The 19,507-nt window shown below is 64.3% G+C and carries 14 protein-coding genes and 1 pseudogene; 10 read left to right on the top strand and 5 right to left on the bottom strand.

Translation table 11 applies throughout. The features are described 5' to 3' along the window. The first annotated feature begins 140 nt into the window (after window positions 1-140). The 3 genes from NKJ15_RS11820 (at window position 141) to NKJ15_RS11810 (ending at window position 3,084) form a co-directional block, all read left to right on the top strand. A complete protein-coding gene (locus NKJ15_RS11820; RefSeq protein WP_023676725.1) occupies window positions 141-1,154 on the top strand; it encodes a substrate-binding domain-containing protein in 1,014 nt (337 codons plus the stop codon). 86 nt (window positions 1,155-1,240) lie between these two features. Further along, the gene (locus NKJ15_RS11815; RefSeq protein WP_352815411.1) at window positions 1,241-2,038 is read left to right on the top strand and encodes an ATP-binding cassette domain-containing protein; all 798 of its coding nucleotides are present in this window, start codon (window positions 1,241-1,243) and stop codon (window positions 2,036-2,038) included. After that, a complete protein-coding gene (locus NKJ15_RS11810; RefSeq protein ID WP_352815409.1) occupies window positions 2,035-3,084 on the top strand; it encodes an ABC transporter permease in 1,050 nt (349 codons plus the stop codon). Before NKJ15_RS11815 ends, NKJ15_RS11810 begins: the two co-directional genes overlap by 4 nt. A 12-nt stretch (window positions 3,085-3,096) precedes the next feature. Here NKJ15_RS11810 and NKJ15_RS11805 read toward each other — a convergent pair whose 3' ends face one another. Beyond that, window positions 3,097-5,820, bottom strand: a complete 2,724-nt coding sequence (locus NKJ15_RS11805) for an ATP-dependent helicase (protein WP_352815407.1) — start codon at window positions 5,818-5,820, stop codon at window positions 3,097-3,099. Between the two features lie 252 nt (window positions 5,821-6,072). Between NKJ15_RS11805 and NKJ15_RS11800 the strand changes: the two genes are divergently transcribed. Then, the gene (locus NKJ15_RS11800) at window positions 6,073-8,385 is read left to right on the top strand and encodes a glucose/quinate/shikimate family membrane-bound PQQ-dependent dehydrogenase (protein WP_352815405.1); all 2,313 of its coding nucleotides are present in this window, start codon (window positions 6,073-6,075) and stop codon (window positions 8,383-8,385) included. A 10-nt stretch (window positions 8,386-8,395) separates the two neighbouring features. Here the strand turns inward: NKJ15_RS11800 and NKJ15_RS11795 are convergent, their stop codons facing one another. Next, complete coding sequence (locus NKJ15_RS11795) at window positions 8,396-8,827, bottom strand: hypothetical protein (protein ID WP_352815403.1); 432 nt, start codon at window positions 8,825-8,827, stop codon at window positions 8,396-8,398. Window positions 8,828-9,254: 427 nt separating this feature from the next. Between NKJ15_RS11795 and NKJ15_RS11790 the strand changes: the two genes are divergently transcribed. Further along, window positions 9,255-10,154, top strand: coding sequence for a dienelactone hydrolase family protein (locus NKJ15_RS11790; protein ID WP_352815401.1), 900 nt, complete (start codon window positions 9,255-9,257; stop codon window positions 10,152-10,154). On the opposite strand, the gene NKJ15_RS11785 is transcribed toward NKJ15_RS11790, so the two are convergent. Further along, window positions 10,155-11,057, bottom strand: coding sequence for an EamA family transporter (locus NKJ15_RS11785; protein WP_352815399.1), 903 nt, complete (start codon window positions 11,055-11,057; stop codon window positions 10,155-10,157). Window positions 11,058-11,147: 90 nt separating this feature from the next. Between NKJ15_RS11785 and NKJ15_RS11780 the strand changes: the two genes are divergently transcribed. Continuing rightward, window positions 11,148-11,627: an Lrp/AsnC family transcriptional regulator gene (locus NKJ15_RS11780; RefSeq protein ID WP_352471646.1), complete on the top strand. Its 480-nt coding sequence runs from the start codon at window positions 11,148-11,150 to the stop codon at window positions 11,625-11,627. A 72-nt stretch (window positions 11,628-11,699) separates the two neighbouring features. Here the strand turns inward: NKJ15_RS11780 and NKJ15_RS11775 are convergent, their stop codons facing one another. Together NKJ15_RS11775 and NKJ15_RS11770 are read right to left on the bottom strand one after the other, a co-directional pair. Next, a complete protein-coding gene (locus NKJ15_RS11775; RefSeq protein ID WP_023676715.1) occupies window positions 11,700-11,897 on the bottom strand; it encodes a hypothetical protein in 198 nt (65 codons plus the stop codon). 147 nt (window positions 11,898-12,044) lie between these two features. Beyond that, window positions 12,045-12,530: a thioesterase family protein gene (locus tag NKJ15_RS11770; protein ID WP_352471602.1), complete on the bottom strand. Its 486-nt coding sequence runs from the start codon at window positions 12,528-12,530 to the stop codon at window positions 12,045-12,047. 119 nt (window positions 12,531-12,649) lie between these two features. Between NKJ15_RS11770 and NKJ15_RS11765 the strand changes: the two genes are divergently transcribed. The 4 genes and pseudogenes from NKJ15_RS11765 (at window position 12,650) to NKJ15_RS11750 (ending at window position 19,488) form a co-directional block, all read left to right on the top strand. Then, on the top strand, window positions 12,650-14,068 hold the full coding sequence (locus NKJ15_RS11765) for an FAD-binding oxidoreductase (RefSeq protein WP_352471603.1): 1,419 nt from the start codon (window positions 12,650-12,652) through the stop codon (window positions 14,066-14,068). A 5-nt stretch (window positions 14,069-14,073) separates the two neighbouring features. Beyond that, window positions 14,074-14,631, top strand: coding sequence for a hypothetical protein (locus NKJ15_RS11760; RefSeq protein WP_352815398.1), 558 nt, complete (start codon window positions 14,074-14,076; stop codon window positions 14,629-14,631). Window positions 14,632-14,734: 103 nt separating this feature from the next. Further along, window positions 14,735-15,253: pseudogene (locus NKJ15_RS11755) on the top strand (hypothetical protein). 113 nt (window positions 15,254-15,366) lie between these two features. Continuing rightward, complete coding sequence (locus NKJ15_RS11750; RefSeq protein WP_352471605.1) at window positions 15,367-19,488, top strand: AsmA family protein; 4,122 nt, start codon at window positions 15,367-15,369, stop codon at window positions 19,486-19,488. The last annotated feature ends 19 nt before the right edge of the window (window positions 19,489-19,507 follow it).

The raw sequence follows: 19,507 nt of genomic DNA, 5'->3' as shown, positions 1-19,507 counted from the left end.
CCCAGCGGTTTTGCGATAACGACATGCATAAAAACAGGACAAGCCGGCGGGAGGTGCCGGCCAGCGAAAGATTGCGGCGCAATGCCGAAGCGATCGTCAAAACCCCTCGGCTAGCGAGGGAACAAAGGGAGGATAAGTGCATGAGCATTACGATGAGAAGGACAGTTCTGCGCTCGACCGTCGCGGCGGCCGCGATGGCGCTCGCCGCCGCACTCTCGACCTTGCCGGCGCAGGCGCTCGATGCCCAGTGGTGTAAGGATGTCCATATCCGTTTCTTCGTCGGCGGCGCCGAGGGCGATGCCTTCGGCACAATCGTCTATAATGGCGCGAAGCAGGCGGCGGCCGATCTCGGGCCGAAGGTCGACTACATCTTTTCCCAGTGGGATGTCGAGAAGATGGTGCAGCAATTGCGCGAGGCTGTCGCGGTCAAGCCCCAAGGCATCGCCATGATGGGCCACCCCGGCGACGCCGCGATCATGCCGCTGGCCGAACAGGCACACAAGGACGGCATCAAGATGATGTACCAGAACGTGCCGGTGCCGACGGTCACGGCGGCGTTCGGGGGCGGCTATGTCGGTGCCCAGCAGGAGCAGCAGGGTCGCGCGCTCGGCGCCGAGGCGGTCAAGCTGGCCGGGCTCAAGGCCGGCGACAAGGCAATCATGATCGGCCCGTTCGAGAACGAGAGCCGCGGCGCGCGAGAACGCGGCACCGTCGCTGCCCTCAAGGAAGCGGGCGTCGAGGTCATACAGCTCTCCTCGCCACCGAGCGGCGAATGGGCTTCTGACCCAAATCTGGCCCTTCCGGTGATCACCGCGGCACTGCTCAACAATCCCGACGTCAAGGCGGTTGGCTATCCCGGCGGACAGATGCTGGGCAATGTGCCCACCTATATGCAGGCGGCGGGCAGGAAGCCGGGCGATATCTTCAACTTCGGCTTCGACACCAGCCCGCAGATCGTCGAGGGCTTCAAGGGCGGCTGGGTGCAGCTGACGGCCGACCAGCAGCCGTTCCTGCAGGGCTATCTGCCGATCCTCAGCCTCTGCCAGCAGGTTGTGCTGGGTCTTGCGCCGATGAATGTCGACACCGGTGCCGGCTTCGTCACGCCGCAGAATTACGAGATTGTCGCCGAGCTCGCCAAGCAGGCGCTGCGCTGACCTCCCAAGCCGCCGGCCGGGATCGAGCCCGGCCGGCGGGACCGCCGGCGAAAAGGCCGGCACGCGACAATCAAGCGAGGATCGCCATGGCCGAACGCATCATCGAACTGCGCGACATCAGCAAGTCCTACGGCCAGGTGTATGCGCTGGGCGGGGTCAATCTCAGCGTCGACCGCGGCGAGGTGGTCGGCCTGATCGGCGACAATGGCGCCGGTAAGTCGACGCTGATCAAGATCCTGTCCGGCGTGGTCAAACCGACCAGCGGGGAGATTCTCGTCCGCGGCAAGCCGGTGACCGGATGGAACCCTGCGCGCTCGCGCGACGCCGGCATCGAAACGGTGTTCCAGGACCGGGCGCTCGCCGTGCAGCAGACGATCGTGCGCAATATCTTCATGGGCCGCGAGCTCACCGGCTGGCTTGGCTGGCTGAAGGTCAACAAGGAGATTGCGGAGGCGAGCCGGCTGATGCGCGAGATCGGCTTCACCTCGAAAGTGTTCACGCCACAGTCGATCGTCGGCCAGCTCTCGGGCGGCGAACGCCAGGGCGTGGCGATCGCGCGGGCCATCTATAAGAAGGCGGAGCTGATAGTCCTGGACGAACCGACGACCGCGCTATCGCTGACCGAGACCGCCAAGGTCTTCCACTTCGTGCGCCAGGTGCGGGCGAGCGGGCGCTCGATCCTGTTCATCGGCCACAACATCCACCACGTCTTCGATATTGCCGATCGCTTCGTCGTGCTGGATCGCGGCAAGGTCGCGCTCAGCGCCGACCGCAGCGAGGTCAAATCGGCCGAAGACCTGATCAATTTCATGGAAGACGTCGCCCACCCCAGCGGATTGCCGGGGTTGCACGACACGGGCGATGCGGGGAGGGCGGCACGATGAGCAAGACCATGGAACCCGATCTGCAGAGCCCCCTCGGCGGCACGCATAGTGAGGCCGCCGGGAAAGAGTGGAGACACCCGTCCGACAATTGGCTGCGCGGGTTCATCCTCGACAACCGCGCCGCGCTCGGCACGCTTGCCGTGTTCATCGTCATGATGGCGGTGTTCATGATCGCCAACCCGATTGTGTTCACCACCTGGTATCTCTACAGCTCCGTACTGACCACGCTGCCGGTGGCGCTGTTCGTGGTGGTGCCGCTGGTCTTCGTCGTCACCTGCGGCGAGATCGACCTGTCGTTTCCGGCGACGATGGGCTTTGCCTCCTGGGTGTTTGCGCTGGTCGTGCAGGCCGGCTACGACCCGTTCCTCGGCATCGCCGCCGCAATGGTAACCGGCATGCTGCTCGGCTTCCTGGTGGGCTCGCTGGTCGTCTATGGCGGGTTGTCGTCGCTGATCGCCACGCTCGGCATGAATTTCCTGCTGCGCGGCCTGATCCAGATCATCAACGAGGGCAGGTCGACGGCACTGACCGGTCTTGCCGACAGCTGGGCCTACAAGATCTTCTCCAGCCAGCTTTATGGCATTCCGGTGCAGATCTTCTGGGCCATCGCGTTCGTCGTGCTGTCGGCGCTGCTTTACAACCGCCATCGCTTCGGCGCGCAGGTCAAGGTGGTCGGCGACAATCCCGACAGCGCCCAGCAGATGGGTATCGACGTCAAGCGCGTGCGGGTAAAAGTGTTCGTCTTCGTCGGCATCGGGGCTGCGATCGCCGGCACGTTTTCGGTGATGATCAACTTCACCTGGTGGCCAACGGCGGGGGACGGATACCTGCTGCCGGTGCTGGCATCGGTGTTCGTCGGCGGCACCCCGACCTGGGGTGGCATCGGCACCGTGGTCGGCGGCGCGATCGGCGCGGTCACGGTCTCGTTCATCCAGACCGGCGTCGTCGCGGCAGGCCTGAGCGGCTTCTATGTCCAGTTCTTCAACGGGCTGATCATCATCCTGTCGCTGCTCGGCCATAAGTGGAACCAGGCGCGGTATCGCTAGCGCCCGGCGGCCTCACACCCCGGTGACAAACCCGTCCAGCACGCGTTTCTGGCCGGCTTTGTCGAAGTCGATGGTCAGCTTGTTGCCTTCGATGGCCGAGATGTTGCCGTTGCCGAATTTCTGGTGGAAGACGCGGTCGCCGACGCTGAAGGGGGACGGCGTGTCGGCGACGGATTTGGCGACCAGCTCGCCGTCGATGGTGCGCCCCTTGACCGAGGTGCGACCGGCGCCGTAGCCGGAGTCGGTTTCGCCATAGCCGATGCGCTCGACCTGGTGGCCGGAGCGCGTGCCCCAATTGCGGTCGGTCGCCTCGGTGCGGTTGGCTTGAGCGCGCTGCCAGCCCGGCGTCGCATAGGTGCTGGAGAAAGCGCCGGATTTTTCAGCACCGTTATTGCCGCCAATGTTGTCGAAGCGCGATGCCCCATAAGGGTTCTGCCTGCCTGCACTTTGGCCTCCACGACCGGAGACGAACGAGCCGCCGCCATAGGCATTGCCGTAGCCGCCGTAGGAGTTGCCGCTCTCGGAAACTTCGACATGGGCTTCCGGCAGCTCGTCGATGAAGCGTGACGAGATGGTCGATTGCCAGAGGCCGTGGATGCGGCGGTTGGAGACGAACCAGATGTGCAGGTTCTTCTTGGCGCGGGTCAGCCCGACATAGGCGAGGCGGCGTTCCTCCTCCAGCCCTGAGCGGCCGCCCTCGTCGAGGGAACGCTGGTGCGGGAACAGCCCTTCTTCCCAGCCGGGCAGGAACACGGTTTCGAATTCGAGGCCCTTGGCCGAATGCAGCGTCATGATGTTGACCGCGTCGAGCTCGGCATTCTGCTCGGCGTCCATGACGAGTGCGACATGTTCGAGGAAGGAGCGCAGCGATTCATACTCCTCCATGGAGCGGATCAGTTCCTTCAGGTTTTCCAACCGTCCCGGTGCTTCGACCGAGCGGTCGTTCTTCCACATATCGGTGTAGCCGCTCTCCTCAAGAATGGTCTCGGCGAGCTCGGTGTGCGGGGTGGTTTCCAGCGCCTTCTGCCAGCGCTCGAAATTGGCCGCGACCTCACGAAGTGCGGCGCGTGGCTTCGGCTTCAGCTCGTCGCTCTCGGCGAGTTTTGCCGCCGCCTCCAGCATCGGGATGCGCAGCGCCCGTGCGGTGTCGTGGATCTGGCGGATGGTGGCCTCGCCAAGGCCGCGCTTCGGCACGTTGACGATGCGCTCGAAGGCGAGGTCGTCGGCGCCTTGTGCGACGACGCGGAAGAAGGCCAACGCATCGCGGATTTCGAGGCGCTCGTAGAAGCGCGGGCCGCCGATGACGCGGTAGTTGAGGCCGAGCGTGACGAAGCGGTCCTCGAATTCGCGCATCTGGAAGGACGCGCGGACGAGGATCGCCATGTCGTTGAGATTGTGCTTCTGGCGCTGATAAGCCTCGATGGTCTCGCCGACGGCGCGGGCCTCCTCTTCGGAATCCCAGGCGGCGTGGACATGCACCTTCTCGTCGTCCTCGGCGATCTTTTCGGTGAACAGCGTCTTGCCGAAGCGGCCCTCATTGTGGGCGATGAGGTGGGAGGCGGTGCCGAGGATGTGCGCGGTCGAGCGATAGTTGCGCTCCAGCCGGATGATGGTGGCGCCGGGAAAATCCTTGTCGAAGCGCAGGATGTTGTCGACCTCGGCGCCGCGCCAGCCATAGATCGACTGGTCGTCGTCGCCGACGCAGCAGATATTTACGGTGGACAGGCGCGGGCTTCCCTCCCCCTTGAGGGGAGGGTGGCCGGGCGAAGCCCGGTCGGGTGGGGTCCGTGCGGCAGTGCTTGACCTACCGGCGGCAGTGCTCGACGCTCTAGCGGTGCCTTCTGCGGCAACCCCCTCCGCCCGCTTCGCGGGCACCTCCCCCTCAAGGGGGGAGGATTGCGGCCGCTGTGCCAGCAGCCGCAGCCACATGTACTGGGCGGTGTTGGTGTCCTGATATTCGTCGACGAGGATGTAGCGGAAGCGCTTGTGGTATTCCTTCAGCACGTCCGGATTGGCGCGGAAGATGCGGATCGGATGGCACAGGAGATCGCCGAAGTCGCAAGCGTTCAGCGTTTTCAGCCGCTCCTGATAGGCCTTGTAGAGCTCGCGGCCCTTGCCGTTGGCGAAGGCACGGGCATCGCCCTCGGGGATGTCGGCGGGGCCAAGGCCCTTGTTCTTCCAGCCGTCGATCATCTGGGCGAACTGCTTGGCCGGCCAGCGCTTGTCGTCCAGCCCTTCGGCCTGGATAAGCTGCTTGATCAGGCGCACGACATCATCCGTGTCGAGAATGGTGAAGTCGGATTTGAGCCCGGCCAGCTCGGCATGTCTGCGCAGCAGCTTCACTCCAATCGAGTGGAAGGTGCCGAGCCACGGCATGCCCTCGACATTGCCTTCACCGATCAACAGGCCGATGCGCTGCTTCATCTCGCGCGCCGCCTTGTTGGTGAAGGTGACGGCGAGGATCTGCGACGGGAAAGCCTTGCCGGTGGCAAGGATGTGGGCGATGCGGGTGGTCAGGACGCGCGTCTTGCCGGTGCCGGCGCCGGCCAACACCAGAACCGGGCCTTCAGTGGTCTCAACCGCCAGCCGCTGCTCGGGGTTCAACCCCTTGAGATAGTCGGGCGCATTGTTCTGGTTGCTGCGGGCAGCCATGGCGCGCGCGGCAATGCCCGACGGGGCCACGGGCCGCGCGTTCGGTTCGTCAAAAAAAGGCATGTCTTCCGAAAAGCCGGACATCTCTCCCCGAATGTAGTGATTCGGCAGCGAAAGGCCAGAAGTGTCTCCGTTTTGTTCTCTGTCCATTCGGTGGACTCACAATCTGGATGGGTCCGCTAACCAAAACGCCGGGCTTGCGATGGGTCGGCACCGTAAAACGCCGAGCTTGCTTGACAGGGGAAGCGGGCCGGAGAAAGTTGCGTGGGGGCAGGAGCGCAATGCCGGGTTGCCCATGGACGCGTCGCGGAGCGCACCAGTCGAAGGAGCACCGTCTTGGCTGTGGTCATTACCTCCCTGATCCTTTTCCTCATCGGCCTGGCGGTTGGCGGCGGCGGCATCTGGCTCGTGACGCTGGGCGGCAGCTGGTACTACGTCATCGTCGGTCTAGCTTTCCTTGTCGCGGCCTGGCTGCTCTACAGGCGCAGATCCACGGCGCTGTGGCTCTACGCGGCGATCGTGCTCGGCACGCTCGCCTGGGCGGTCTGGGAGATTGGCTTCGACTGGTGGGAGCTCGGCCCGCGCGGCGGCATCATCGTGCTTGTCGCGCTATGGCTGTTGACGCCATGGGCGCGGCGCGGGCTTACCGGTCCCGACGGACGCGCGCCGCTGATCCTCGCCGTGCTGGCCTCGCTTGCGGTCGCCGGCTATTCGATGACGACCGATCCAAAGGATATTGCGGGTGAACTCAACACCGACAAGGTGACGCCGACGGCCGATCTCGGCGGCAACGTGCCGGCTGGCGAATGGCACTATTACGGTCGCACGCAATATGGCCAGCGCTATTCGCCGCTCGACCAGATCACCGCCGAAAACGTCGCCAATCTGCAGCCGGCCTGGACCTATCGCACCGGCGACGTGAAAGGGCCCGACGACATCGGCGAGACGACCTATCAGGTGACGCCGCTAAAAATCGCCGACACGCTCTACATCTGCACGCCGCATAATTTCGCCATCGCCATCGATGCCGCGAGCGGTAAGGAGAAATGGCGCTTCGATCCGCAGGTCAAGCTCAACAAGGACCGCCAGCACCAGACCTGCCGCGGCGTGTCCTATTATGCCGATGCCAGGGTCGCCGCTGGCCAGCCCTGCGCCACACGCATCTACCTGCCGACATCCGACGCCCGGCTGATCGCGCTCGATGCGGCGAATGGCCAGGTCTGCCCGACTTTCGCCGAAGGCGGCACGCTGAACCTGGTCGCCAACATGCCATATCCGAAGCCGGGCTATTATTATTCGACCTCGGCGCCGCTGATCGTCGCCAACAAGATCATCGTCGGCGGCGCGGTCAACGACAATTATTCGACGCAGGAGCCGTCCGGGGTCATTCGTGCCTACGATGCCGACACCGGCGCGCTGTTGTGGAACTGGGATTCCGGCAATCCGGACCAGACGACGCCGCTGCCGCCGGGCCAGACCTACACCAACAACTCGCCCAACATGTGGTCGACGGCAAGCGCCGACGAGAAGCTCGGCCTGCTTTATGTGCCGCTCGGCAACAAGACGCCGGACCAGCTCGGCGCCGGGCGCAGCGCCAATGACGAGAAATTCTCCTCGTCGATCACCGCGCTCGATCTCAACAGCGGACAATTGCGCTGGGTGCGGCAGACCGTGCACCACGATCTCTGGGACATGGACGTGCCGGCGCAGCCGACGCTGGTCGACATCACCACGGAAAGTGGCGTGGTGCCGGCGCTGGTCGGGCCGACCAAGCAGGGCGACCTCTATGTGCTCGACCGGCGCAGCGGCGAGCCGATCGTTCCGGTCAAGGAAGTGCCGGCACCGGGCGGCGCGATCGAGGGCGACCATACCTCGCCGACGCAGCCGGTCTCGGACCTGAGCTTCAGTCCGAAACCGCTGACCGGTGCCGACATGTGGGGCATCACCATGTTCGACCAGCTGGCCTGCCGGATCGAGCTCCGGAAGCTGCGCTATGAGGGCCGCTACACGCCGCCGTCGCTGCAAGGCTCGCTGATCTATCCCGGCAATTTCGGCACCTTCAATTGGGGCGGCGTGGCAGTCGATCCGGTCCGGCAGGTGATGTTCGGCATGCCGACATACCTGGCGTTCATCTCCAAGCTGGTGCCGCGCGCCGACGTGCCGCCGCCCGGTGACACCAAGGGCAGCGAACAAGGCCTGAACCGCAATGACGGTGCGCCTTACGCAGTGATATTGAAGCCGTTCCTGTCGCCGCTCGGCATTCCCTGCCAGGCGCCGCCCTGGGGCTATGTGGCGGGTGCCGACCTTCGGACCGGCAAGATCGTCTACAAGCATCGCAACGGCACCGTCTACGACATGACGCCGCTGCCGCTGCCGTTCAAGGTCGGCGTGCCCGGCATTGGCGGGCCGATGATCACTGCCGGCGGCGTCGCCTTCCTCGGTGCGGCGGTCGATGACTATGTGCGCGCTTATGACCTGACGACCGGCAAACAGCTCTGGCAGGCGCGGCTGCCGGCCGGCGGGCAGTCGACACCGATGACCTACACGGTAGCCGACGGACGCCAGTTGGTCGTCATCGTTGCCGGCGGCCACGGCTCGGTCGGTACCAAGCCGGGCGACTATGTGATGGCCTACACGCTGCCGAAATAGAGAAGTTCCTTCAGAGCCCGGGATGCCCTTTCAGGTCGGGTACCGATGCAAGTACCTCACTGGTCAGATGCGGGCCGGCGGCTGTCTCGGCCTGCTGGACCAGCATTGTGCCGGCCTGGCTGATCTGTGCGAGCGTGAGGCCTGATGCCTTGAGTATGGCGACGCCGTTGATCAGCGCGCCGGTCTTTTCGCCGAGAGCGCCACCGAGCGCGCCCTCCAGCGAGGACAGGAGGCCACCACCGGAAGCTGCGCCGGGAGCCATGACATCATATTGCTTGGCCAGGGCGTCGGCTCCCGGGATTTTGGCGAAGAAGCTGGACAGGGTCGTGCCTTCCGCCTCGTGTTCGAGCACCGAGAAAATCGTGCCGGCGATCTTTTCCGTCAAAGCCTGGTTGAGACCAGATTTCTGGGAGACGGTGTTGATGATGTCCTGAACGTCCATGACCTTTCCTCAGGCTTTGGTGTTTGCGGGCGGGTGCCGGTTGGCGCGGATTTTGATCAACGATCGTTTGAATGCGGTGAAGGCAGTGAACCGCAGCGCCAGCAAAGCCATAGCGGCGAGGGCGAACCCACTTGCCAGAAGCGGGGAGGGAAAGGTCATGGGCGTATTCCTTCGTCGTCAATCAGGCATTCTTTTCCCGCCAAATGGCCATTGTCGTTCGCCAAATGGCCCGAGTGAGGCATAGCCCTTCTTTTTACATTGTGGTGCGTGCATTTAGCATTGCCACAAAGGACCAAAATTTAACGACAGTGCGGCGCGCGGCATCACGGCGTCGTGCAGGGACTTACGGCAGCCTCACTCAGCCGTGACTGGACCAGGCAAGCTTCGGCTCTATGTTGCCGCGGGGGGCGCCGACGAGGAGCGCGCCATGACAACACCTGCCGAACCCACTGCCGCCGAGCCTGTCATTACCCAGGCGATGATCGACGCCTATGACGAATACACGCATCTGACGCTCGACCGGCGGCGCTTCATGGAGCAATTGACCAGGCTTGCCGGATCGGGTGCGGCAGCTGCCGCGATCGCGCCGCTGCTGGCGGCGAACTCGGCCCAGGCGGCAATCGTGGCGGAAGACGATCCGCGTGTGAAAGGCGAGGACATCAGCTATCCCGGCAGCGCCGGCGAGATGAAGGGCTATCTGGTCAGGCCGGCGGAGCAGACCGGCAAGCTTGGCACGGTCATCGTGGTGCACGAGAACAGGGGTCTCAACCCGCATATTCGCGATGTGGCGCGGCGCGTGGCGCTGGAAGGGTTCGTGGCGCTTGCGCCGGACTTCATGACACCGCTCGGCGGCACGCCGGACGATGAAAACAGGGCACGTGACCTGTTTTCCCAGCTCGATCCAGCACAGGTCGCCGCCAATGCCGTGGCAACCGTCGCCTACCTCAAAGGCTACAAGGACGGCAACGGCAAGGTCGGCGCTGTCGGCTTCTGCTGGGGCGGCGGCACGGTGAACATGCTGGCCGTCAACGCGCCGGACCTCGCCGCCGCCGTCGCCTATTACGGCATGCAGCCACAGGCCGAGGACGTGCCGAAGATCAAGGCCGCGCTCATGCTGCACTATGCCGGGCTCGACACCCGCACCAATGCCGGCATCGATGCCTTCAAGAAGGCACTCGACGCGGCCCATGTCGCATACTCGGTCTATGTCTATGAAGGCGCCAACCATGCCTTCAACAACGAAACGTCGGCGGCCCGCTACGACAAGAAGGCGGCTGACCTCGCATGGGGCCGGACGATCGCTTTCCTCAAGGAGAAGCTGGCCTGATCAGTCCGGCGCCGGCTTATGGAACGCCACGCCGGCCACCACCAGGGCGATGCCAAGGCAGTCGGTGAGGCTCGGCACCTGCCGCAGCACGATGACGCCGATCAACGTTGCGGTAACCGGCAGCAATGACAGCATCAGCGCGAAGCTGGAGCGCGGCAGCCGCGACATGGCAAGCTGGTCGCAAATATAGGGAATGACCGACGAGCAGATGCCGACGCCGACCGCCGCAAGCAGCAGCGGCGGCGCCGAGAAAGCCGGCAGAGCATCGGCGAAACCGATCGGCAGAACGACGAGAAGGGCGACCGCCATGGCGGCACCCAGCCCGGCGATGCCATCGCCGGCGCCGCCGCGCGCGACGCGGTGGCCGAGCACGATGTAGCCAACGAACAGCGTGCCGTTGAGGAAGGCCCAGAACAGGCCGACGGGATCGCTCGACCATTTGACGTCGATCAGCAGCAGGGTGCCGGCGACAGCGATTGCGAGGGCGGCGAGATTGCGCGGGCTTCTGAGGCCAACAAGCGCAACGGCGATGGTGCCGACGAATTCGATCGCCGCCACCAGCGAGATCGGCAGCCGGTCGAGCGCCAGGTAAAACGAGCAATTCATCACCCCAAGGCAGACGCCGAAAGCCACAAGCAACAACCGCGTCGAGCGATCGGCGCGGGCGAAGACCGCCCATGGCCGGGTCAATGGGGCAAAGACGAGTGCCGCGGTGGCGATGCGCAGCCAAGCCATGCCCAGCACGCCGACATGCGGGAAGAGCAGCACCGCGAAGGCCGGTCCGAGATAGTGGAACACGGCGCTGACGCCGAACCAGAGATGCGGCGGGACCGCGTTTGCCAAGGTAAAGGCGGGGCCGGCGAGTGCCGGACTTGCCGCTGGGGCTTGCGTCCGATCTTGCATGGGATCAGTATCGCAGGCGATTTTTGCCATTGATATGGATGATGGCCGGGCATTGCGGCCATTTCCTTTCCGAAAGCAAGGAGTATTCCGCTGAAACGCCTTCGAAATGAAAATAGCGATCTGGATCCGGCGGACCTGAAAATCCTGCGCCTGCTGGAAAAGGACGCGCGCACCAGCACCGCCGAACTGGCGCGGTCGGTCGGCCTGTCGGCGCCGAGCGTGGCCGAGCGCATCAAGCGGCTGCAGGAAAGCGGCGTGATTGAGGCCTACACGGTGCGCATCAATCCGGCCGCGCTCGGCATGAAATTGTCGGCGTGGCTGCGGATCAGGCCGGTGCCGGGCCAGCTCGCTGTCGTGGCCGAAATCATCCGCGACCTACCGGAAATCGCCCAATGCGACCGGGTCGCCGGTGAAGACTGTTTCATCGCGCTGGCGCATGTCGCCTCGGTGGCCGAGCTCGAGCGGGTGATCGACCGGATCATTCCGTTCGCGATGACCAATACGGCGATTATCCAGTCGTCGCCTGTCGTGGCGCGTTCGCCGCTGGGGGCGGTGAAGCGGCTGCCTTGACACTTGGGATCGTTCGTCAGCACGTCGTCAGAAATGCAAACCGGACGGCCGATCTGTTTCTTCCCCCACCGTTCAGGCGTGGCCGCGTTTCATCCGCGCCTGCTTCAGGATGGCGCGCCAGCGGATCATGGCGAAGGGGATCGGCTCGTTGTTGTTGGCGATGTGGAAGATCTCGTTGTTGAGGTTCTTCAGCGAGCGCCAGAAATCATAGTCGGTGATGCGTGGATCAGCCGCCAGCCTGTCCGCCTCGACCTTGATGTCGGTTTTCATGCACGTTCCCCGAACCGCTGCTGCTCCGCCGCCCGTATCGCAATTCGATGCGGACGGTTTTCCAACGCCGCGCTGAGTCGTTCAACGTCTCAATTCGGCTTGTTCACGTTAAAACCTCGGTAAGGTTAACGGCGGTTGGGTTGCGGTTCAAGCCGGCTTACGACGAATACCGATCGAGCGGCCGGCGCGCTCCGGCATCGGCAGGGCGGCATGGGCGGCGCGCATCGCTTCCACCCTGGCCAGGACGTCGGCGGGGAAGGGCGCTACCTTCGGGCCAGCCATGTCGACGTGCAGCGACAATGTTTCTGAAGTGGCGGCGAGCCAACCGTCGACATGACGGATTTCCTGATAGGCCCTCAGCCGCTTCTCGTCATGGTCCAGCAGCTGGAACGAAACGGTGACCTTGTGGTCGAGATGCAACTCCTGGACGTAGCAGACATGGACTTCCGCCGTGTAGATGGTCAGCCGTCGTTCTTTCACGTAATCCGGCCCCATCCCCATCATCTCGAAGGCTTCGTCGGAGCAACGATCGAAAAGCACGTTGTAGTAGGCCATGTTGAGATGGCCGTTGTAGTCGATCCAGGCCTCCTCGATGTCCATGGCGCGGGAGACGAAAGGGGCGGGGATGGGCATCGGAAACTTCCTTCTCGTCATGCCGGGATGAGCGTGGACTGGACAGAGCGTGGTTGGTGAGACTACGCATCCGTAGATGCAGAACAAGGGTGGACGCTGGTCCATTCGCGGAGGAATCGATGGCTCTAAGCGACCTCAATCCGGTCGAGCGCAACGAAGAAGGCATTGCCGCCGTACTCGGCATCCTCAAGCAGCGGCTCGGCGAGCGATTCCAGACCGGCCAGGCGATCCGGGCCCAGCACGCGCACACCACGACCTATATTCCGACGCAGGCGCCGGACGGCGTCGCCTTTGCCGAGACGACGGAGGAGGTGCAGGAGATCGTGCGCGCATGCGCGGCGCATCGCGTGCCGGTGATCGCCTTCGGCGTCGGCTCCTCGCTGGAAGGCCACACCAATGCGCCGGGCGGCGGCATCTCGCTCGATACGTCACGCATGAACCGCATCATTGCAGTCAATCCGCAGGACCTCGACTGCACCGTCGAGCCCGGCGTGACGCGCGAGGATCTGAACCGGCACCTGCGCGACACCGGCCTGTTCTTTCCGATCGACCCGGGTGCCAATGCCTCGCTCGGCGGCATGGCTGCGACACGAGCGTCGGGCACCAACGCGGTGCGCTACGGCACGATGCGCGAGAACGTCCTGTCGCTGACGGCGGTGATGGCCGATGGCGAGGCAGTGACGACCGGCAAGCGCGCCAAGAAGAGCTCGGCCGGCTATGATCTGACGCGGCTGCTGATCGGTTCGGAAGGCACGCTTGGCATCATCACCCAGCTGACCTTGAAGCTGCAGGGCATTCCACAGGCGATTTCAGGCGGCGTCTGCCCGTTTCCCAGCCTCGAGGCGGCGTGCAACGCGGTGATCGCGACCATCCAGATGGGCATTCCGGTGGCGCGCATAGAATTGGTCAACGCGCTGCAGATGCGGGCGATGAAGACCTATTCGAAGCTCGACTATCCGGAGAGCCCGTGCCTGTTCGTCGAGTTCCACGGCAGCGATGCCAGTGTCGCCGAACAGGCCGAGACCTTCGGCATGATCGCCGAGGAAAATAGCGGCGGTCCGTTCCTGTGGACCAGCGTCGCCGAAGAGCGGACAAAATTGTGGAAAGCCCGGCACGATGCCTACTGGTCGTCGCTGACGCTACGGCCGGGCGCCAAGGGCCTGTCGACCGATGTCTGTGTGCCGATCTCGCGCTTTGCCGAATGCGTCACCGAGACCGAGGCGGATATCGCCGAGATGGGCCTGATCGCGCCGATCGTCGGCCATGCCGGCGACGGCAATTTCCATGTGCTGGTGCTGATGGACGTGGACGACCCGAAAGAGATCGCATTGGCCGAAAAATTCGTGGCGCGGCTCAATTTGCGCGCCATCGCCATGGACGGCACCTGCACCGGCGAGCATGGCATAGGGCAGGGCAAGATCGGCTTCCTGCGGCATGAGCTCGGCCATGGCGTCGACATCATGCGCACGATCAAGCAGGCGCTCGACCCGCTGAACATCATGAACCCGGGGAAGATATTGCCGGGCGTGGGGAAGTAAGGGGTATGGCCGCCCTTGAGACACTTCTGCCAATCGAGGTGCCACCGTCGTCCGCCGGTGCACCGTTGCCTCACGTCTTTGCGGATGAAGGCAAGCTGCTCATCGCCTACCTCGCCAACAGGCCGGAGCCGTCATTCGATGGCACGAATCCGCGTTCGGTTTCGCCGGCAACGGATAACCAGCCCATCGCAATCCTGACGGCGGATCCTTATCTGGCACTGCAATTCGGCCCGCCGAATGACGAAGCCATCAACGGGCATCGGCTTTATGGGCTCGGGTTGAAGCCATATTCCGCGTTCGAAGTTTTCAACTCGTCCTGGATCGCTTCTCTGCAAAGGGCAAATCGGGTTCACCCATCCCATCCCCCTGAGCTGTTTTCAGGCTGTCGCCATTTCATCCTGACGTTTCAAGATTCGACGCTGGAATTCATCGCTAAGAGTTTCTCGACTAGTGTTCGCGAGGGAGCGGTGTTGAGCGCACTGATGGAGAGCGTTGGCCATTCTGTTCCAGCGCATCGTGTCAAACCAACTGGATTTTTCACACGGCTTTTGAGACGCGGTTGATCGCCGAGACTTCCATGTGTCTTGATCGCATCGCCGTTTGGTCGCAGACTTCGGCCCAAGAGAACCGGGAAGAAGCGGTCTTCACCAACGGAGGAGCGGTGTCATGGCGATTTCGTGCAAGGAAGAGGCTCGGGCACTGAGCGCCGACGAGCACGGTCTGGTCCAGAATCGCACCATCCGGCGGTGCAGGGTCATGCCGACGCCGAGCTTGCCGGCCTGGTCAAGCTGCTGAGAGAACGGCGCGACGAGGCGCAGACCGAGGCGCATCGGCGCCGACGCGAAATACGCGGCAAAGGCTCGCCGAAGGGGACTGCCGCCTCAAAGCTGATGGCGGCTCGCAGTTGAAGCTTGCAGTGCTGGCGATGGCCATGCGACGGCTCAATGGCGAGACCGAACGCCGCCGCCAACTGTTGGCGCGTGTTTCGCTGGTCGAGAATGCACGCAAGGCGCTGTCCATGAGCAAGGCGCTGCCGCGGACGGTCCCGAGTTCAACACGCGTACCGCGCACAAAGGCATGCGCGCGGTCGTGAGCCGGCGGCCAGAGAATCTGATCCGACCGATGGAACGCGGCCGGCAGCGGCAGGCGGCAAAGGTGGCGCAAGCAAAGCGCGACGCGCGCTGAGTTTCTTGGCTACCTTCTTTTGCTCTGGACCCAGTCTGGCGGGAATTGCCTCTTTATCGACACGCTGATGCGGGTAGAGTGCCACTGACTTTCAATCAACTATCCAGGAGTTTATGCTCGCACGCCTGTTCGTGATCTTCGGTGGGCTTCTCGTGCTGGTGCTGTGTGCGGCGCTGGTGGTGCCGTACTTTGTCGACTGGACAGGTTACCGTGCCGATTTCGAGCGCGAGGCCAGTGCCGTCCTGGGCCGCAAGGTGACCGTGCGAGGCGATGCGACGGCAAGGCTGTTGCCATTCCCCTCGGTGACCTTTTCCAACGTCGCCGTTGCCGGTGGCCCTAACGGCCAGCCGGCGATGACCGTCGAAACTTTTTCGATGGATGCAGAACTCGCGCCATTCCTGCGCGGCGAGGTGCTGATCTTCGACATGCGCCTAGTGCGGCCGAAGGCGACGATTGACATCGCCGCCGACGGCACGGTCGACTGGACGATACGGCCGTCCTCGCCCTTCGATCCCGGCCAGATCTCCATCGAGAAGCTGACGGTGACGGAAGGACAGATCGCGCTCAGCCACGCCGCCGGCGGGCGCAGCCATCTTATTTCCGAGATCAACTCGACGATCTCGGCCAAGTCGCTGGCCGGCCCCTGGCGGCTGGACGGCTCGCTGTTGCTGGACGGGTTGCGGACCACGATCGCCGCTTCCACCGGCAAGGCCGAACCGGACGGGCAAATGCGGCTCAGGCTCAAGGCCGATCCGGACGCCTATCCGCTGGTCATCGAGACCGACGGCAATGTGGGCCTCGTCGAGGGCGCCGCCGTCTATTCGGGCCAGTTCAAGATATCGGGCGCAGACCAGACTGCGGCGCGGCAGCTGGGCACCGGCGGCGAGGCGCTGAAAGTCAGCGCCGGCAAACCGGACCCGGGCTTCAGGCTGAACGGCAAGTTTTCGCTCGACCACCAGAAGCTCGGCGTCGACGAATTCCGCTTCGAGACCGGGCCACGCGACAATCCCTACACCGCCGACGGCAAGGCTGCGGTCGACCTTGGGCTGAAGCCGCATTTCTCGATCGAGGCCAATGGCGCGCAGGTGCAGTTCGACGAGGCCGTGGGGGCGGCGGCCGGTGAAGGATTGACGCTGTCCGAGCGGGTGGCGGCGCTGGAGCAGGCGCTGCTCGATCTGCCGAAGCCGACCATACCGGGCACGGTCGAGGTGAAACTGCCGGCGGTGGTGGCAGGCGATACCACCGTTCGCGACGTGCACCTGTCCGCCGAGCCAGCCGAGGGCGGCTGGTCGGTAAAATCGCTGGCCGCCACGCTGCCCGGCCGCGCCAAGCTGGAAGCCAACGGCATGGTCAGCGTCGAGGACCATTTCGGTTTCACCGGATCGCTGCTTCTGGCGGTGGCGCAGCCCTCCGGCTTCGCCGCATGGCTGTCGAAGGACGTCGACGAGGCGATCCGCCGCTTGCCGGCCGCCGGCTTCAAGGCCAAGGTGGATTTGAGCGAGAAGCACCAGGCATTCAGCGATCTCGAACTCATCCTCGGCAAGGCGAAGTTCTCCGGCCGCATCGATTCCAGCCAGCCCGACGACACAAGGCCATCGGTGCTTATGCAACTGGAAGGTGGCGAACTCGATGTCGATGGGCTCGCTGCCTTCGCCTCGATCTTCGTCAGCGACAAGGGCGCCAACCGCTTTTCCGACCGCGACCTCGATTTCCAGATCAAGGCCGGGCCGGTCAGCGCCGGCGGGTTGACCGCCGATAGCGTCGACACCGCGCTTAGATTGCGCGAGGGGCTGCTTGAGATCGACCGACTGTCGGTCGGCGGACTTGCCGGCGCCTCGATCAGCGCCACCGGTCGAATCAAGGATTTCCCGGCGAGCCCGACCGGCAAGCTCGACGCCTCGGTAGTCGCCGTCGACCTCAAGCCGCTGATCGACGTCGCCGTCCAGCATTATCCCGGCAATGCAGTGCTGAAGGGCCTGGCGGAGCGTGCTGCTGCCTATCCCGAGCTGTTCCAGGATGCGCGTATCGATGCGGTCACGAGTGCCGCAGACAATGGCGATGGTACGACTGGACTGGCAATGAGCGCACAGGGCAAGGCCGGTGGCTCGGCCTTTTCGGCGTCGTTATCCGGCAAAGGGGCGCTCGACCGGCCTCTCGAAGCGCCGGTGACGCTGACCTTCAACGCAAGGAATGCCGACGCCACGGCGCTGCTGGCGCTTTACGGTTTGCCGGCGCTGCCACTCGGCATGCTCGGCGAGGCGACCACCGAGGTCTCGGCCAAAGGCACGCTTGGCGGCGGCCTGGCGACACGATTCAGCCTGGCCGGCAATGACTTCAAAGCTGGTTTCGACGGGACAATTGCCGACACGCCTCAAGGCGCGGCCGCCAAGGGCAAGGTCAGCCTTGAAACGGCCGACATCGAGCCATGGCTGATGACGACCGGGGTCGGCCTGCCCGGCATGGGCACCGGCATGTCGACGTCGCTTGCAGCCGATGCCGATTACGGCAATGGTCTCCTGGTGCTGAGCGGCCTCAGCGGCGCCGTCAACGAAGCGGCGGTTTCCGGTGACGTAAATATCGACATCAAAGAGGGGCTGCCGCATCTTGCCGGCGCGCTGTCGCTGGACGAGCTGGACCTCGATCCGATGGCGGTGATGCTGTTCGGCGACCAGGCCTTCCTTGTCAATGACAGGACCTGGCCGACGGCACCGTTCAGCCAGAAATCCAGTCTGCCATTTACCGCCGATCTCGATCTGACGGCGGCGTCGCTTGCCGCCGGCCCGCTTGCCACCGCCTATGACGCTGCGTTGTCGCTGCAGCTCGACCAGGAGGGCATCCGCGTGTCTGACCTCAAGGCAAAGTTCCTCGGCGGCGCGTTGAGTGGCCTGTTCGAGCTCAAGAACAATGACGGCACCGGGCTTTTCTCCGGTCAGATGAAATTCGCCGGCGCCGATCTGGCAGCCGTACTGCCGGAGGCCGGCATCAGCGGAAGCGGCGAGTTCTCGACGGCGCTTTCGACCAGCGGCAAATCGGTCGACGCGATGGTTGCGGCGCTGTCCGGTTCCGGCACGGCAACGCTCAAGGGCATGACTATTGCCGGCTTCAATCCTGATGCCTTTGGCGCATTCATCGCCAAGGCCGATGCGATAGGGCGCGATATCGACGCCTCGAAGACTGCCGGCTTTGTGCCGCAGATCGCCGCGGCGGGCAGTTTTCCGGCGCAGGACACCGATATTGCCTTCACCATCGCCGGCGGCACGCTAAGGGCGCCGCCGGTCAAATTCGAAAGCCCGGGCGCGACGCTGTCCGCTGACATCACCGCCGATCTGAACACCAGCACCGTCGATGCCAAGGGCGAGATCGCCTACCGGCCCGGCGATGAGGCGCTGGTCGGCTCCGAACCGATTTTGAATTTCAGCGTCGACGGGCCGTTTGGCGCCACCAAACGGCAGTTCGACAGCGAGCCGCTGGCACAGTTCCTGACCCAGCGTGCGCTGGAAAAGGAGCAGCAGCGGGTCGAAGCCATGCAAGCCGCACTGCTCGAGAAACAAAGGCTGCGGCGTGAGGTGCGATACTACGCTGCGCTGCAAACCGAGCGTGAAAGAGCGGCGGAGGAACTGCGCAGGCAACAGGAAGCAGCGCGGCTGAAGGCCGAGGCCGACGCCAAGGCAAAGGCCGAAGCCGAGGCTCAGGCCCAGGCCGAAGCCGAGGCGAGGGCGCAGGCTGAAGCCAAGGCGAAGGCTGAAGCGGACGCCAAGGCACAGGCGGATGCGGAGGCGAGGGCGCAGGCTGAGGCCGAAGCGAAAGCTGAAGCGGACGCCAAGGCAAAGGCCGAAGCTGAGGCGCAGGCCCAAGCCGAAGCGGAGGCCAGGGCGCAGGCTGAAGCCAAGGCAAAGGCGGATGCAGCGGCGAAAGCCGAAGCCGAGGCCAGGGCGAAAGCCGAGGCGGCTGCAAAGGCCGAAGCGGATGCCGAAGCCAAAGCCAAGGCGGCGCAACAGGCTGCCGAGGAAGCAGCGCAGGCCGAAGAACAGCAACGCCAGAGGGCGGAAGAGGCGTTGCGGATCGCCTCGGAAGAGAAGGCAAGGCTCGACGCCGAACGCAAGGCCGCGGCGGAGCGCGCGGAACGGGCGCCACCGGCCGCAAATAACGTGCCACCGCCAGTGCAGCCCCCGCCAAAGCTCAAGCTCGATCCCTCGTCGATCGACGATCTGCTGAAATCGTTGAATGGCGGGTGACGGCGCATCCCATATGTGT

It is taken from the genome of Mesorhizobium sp. M0207 (assembly GCF_040321995.1).
In the GTDB taxonomy this organism is placed as follows: Bacteria; Pseudomonadota; Alphaproteobacteria; order Rhizobiales; family Rhizobiaceae; genus Mesorhizobium.
The sequence above is the reverse complement of the archived record's forward strand: the minus strand, read 5'-3'. Positions and strand labels throughout refer to the sequence as shown.